Origin of the sequence: Streptomyces sp. W16, assembly GCF_033194735.1 — a bacterium.
Taxonomy (GTDB): domain Bacteria; phylum Actinomycetota; class Actinomycetes; order Streptomycetales; family Streptomycetaceae; genus Streptomyces.
Genome location: NZ_JAWOAI010000957.1, coordinates 1 through 1,976, shown reverse-complemented (window position 1 = coordinate 1,976; position 1,976 = coordinate 1). Strand labels below are relative to the sequence as shown.

2 protein-coding genes are annotated in these 1,976 nt (G+C 72.2%); one reads left to right on the top strand and one right to left on the bottom strand.

From position 1 onward, the window contains the following. Positions 1-263: 263 nt before the first annotated feature. Positions 264-1,403, bottom strand: a complete 1,140-nt coding sequence (locus R6V09_RS51885) for an ATP-binding protein (RefSeq protein WP_317888364.1) — start codon at positions 1,401-1,403, stop codon at positions 264-266. Between the two features lie 133 nt (positions 1,404-1,536). On the opposite strand from R6V09_RS51885, the gene R6V09_RS51880 reads away from it, so the two are divergent. Next, a partial coding sequence (locus tag R6V09_RS51880; protein WP_317888363.1) for an SWIM zinc finger family protein occupies positions 1,537-1,976 on the top strand: 440 nt, incomplete at its 3' end.

Sequence of the window (1,976 nt, the reverse complement as noted above, 5' to 3'; positions counted from 1 at the left end):
CCGCCGCCAGCGCCGCTCGCACGGCGCGCGCCGAACCGGGCCCGTGATGCCGCACCCCGAGCAACAGCGGTCCGGCGCCCGGACCACCGCCCCCCTCAGTACCCGTCACTTCGTCCCCCTCCCTCCACAAGCCCCACTCCAACTCAGGCTCCAACTCCGGCTCGGGCAGAAGCTCCAAGCGGTGTCGTCATCGCCCGTCCCCATGCCATCGGCACGGCTCACCGCGAACGCGGAGCCCCTCGCCGGCTTCCCCTCCGCGACGCTCACGCGCTCACCTCCCGGCAGGCCCGGTAGAAGTCCTTCCAGCCGTCGCGCTCCCGGACGACCGCTTCCAGGTACTCCTGCCAGATGACCCGGTCGGCCGCCGGGTCGCGTACGACGGCGCCGAGGATGCCCGCGGCGACATCGCTCGGCCGCAGCAGTCCGTCACCGAAGTGGGCCGCCAGGGCAAGGCCGTTGGTGACGACGGAGATGGCCTCGGCCGTCGACAGCGTGCCGCTGGGCGACTTCAGCTTCGTCCGCCCGTCCGCCGTGATCCCGTCGCGCAGCTCACGGAAGACGGTCACCACCCGGCGGATCTCGTCGACCCCCTCGGGCACCGCCGGCAGGTCGAGCGAGCGGCCGATCTGGTCCACACGGCGGGCGACGATGTCGACCTCGGCGTCCGCGCTCTCCGGCAACGGCAGCACCACCGTGTTGAAACGGCGGCGCAGGGCGCTGGAGAGGTCGTTGACCCCGCGGTCCCGGTCGTTCGCCGTGGCGATCAGGTTGAAGCCGCGGACGGCCTGCACCTCCTGCCCCAACTCCGGTATGGGCAGCGTCTTCTCCGACAGAATCGTGATCAGCGAGTCCTGTACGTCGGCCGGGATCCGGGTCAGCTCCTCGACCCGCGCCGTCATCCCCTCCGCCATGGCCCGCATGACGGGGCTGGGCACCAGGGCGTCGCGGCTCGGGCCGTTGGCGAGCAACTGCGCGTAGTTCCAGCCGTAGCGGATCGCCTCCTCCGGGGTGCCGGCGGTGCCCTGGACCAGCAGCGTCGAGTCGCCGCTCACCGCCGCCGCGAGGTGTTCGGAGACCCAGGTCTTGGCGGTGCCGGGCACGCCGAGCAGGAGCAGGGCGCGGTCGGTGGCGAGTGTGGTGACGGCGACCTCGACGATGCGGCGCGGGCCGACGTACTTCGGTGTGATCACCGTGCCGTCCGGCAGGATGCCGCCGAGGAGGTAGGTGGCGACCGCCCAGGGCGACATCTTCCAGCGGACCGGGCGCGGCCGGTCGTCCTGTGCGGCGAGCGCCGCGAGCTCGTCGGCGAAGGCGTCCTCGGCGTGCGGGCGCAGTGCCTCCGGCGGCTCGGCCGACTGCTTCTCACTCGCCTGCGCGTTCATGGGTTCTGTGGACACAGTCATGGCTGAGGTCCCCTCCAGCTCGGCCGGTTCGGATCTGGTGTCCACCGTGCACCACGCCACTGACAATGCGATCTGACCTGCGGAAACGCCCGCGCCAGGCCGATTGTCAGTGCTGGGATCTACCTTCGATGTCATGACTCAGCAGGGGGTGCGCTGGACGGCTGACCAGGTGCTGGCACTGGCGCCTGACGCAGCGTCACGCAAAGCGGGAAGCAAGCTCGGGGCGGCGGGGCCGTGGTCCGAGGCGGGGAGTTCTGACGAGGGGACGGTGTGGGGGCTGTGCAAGGGCAGCGGCAGCAAGCCGTATCAGACGGTCGTCGACATCGCGGACGCCGCGGGGCCGGCGTACAAGTGCAGTTGTCCGAGCCGCAAGTTCCCGTGCAAACACGCGCTGGGGCTGCTGCTGTTGTGGGCGGGCGGGGACGGCGCGGTACCGGCGGGGCAGGCGCCGGACTGGGCCGAGCAGTGGCTGGCGGGGCGGCGGAAGCGGACGGAGGAGAAACGGGCGGCGGACGCGTCCGGTTCCCCGGCCGCCGCTGATCCGGAGGCGGCGCGGCGCAGGGCGGAGCGCCG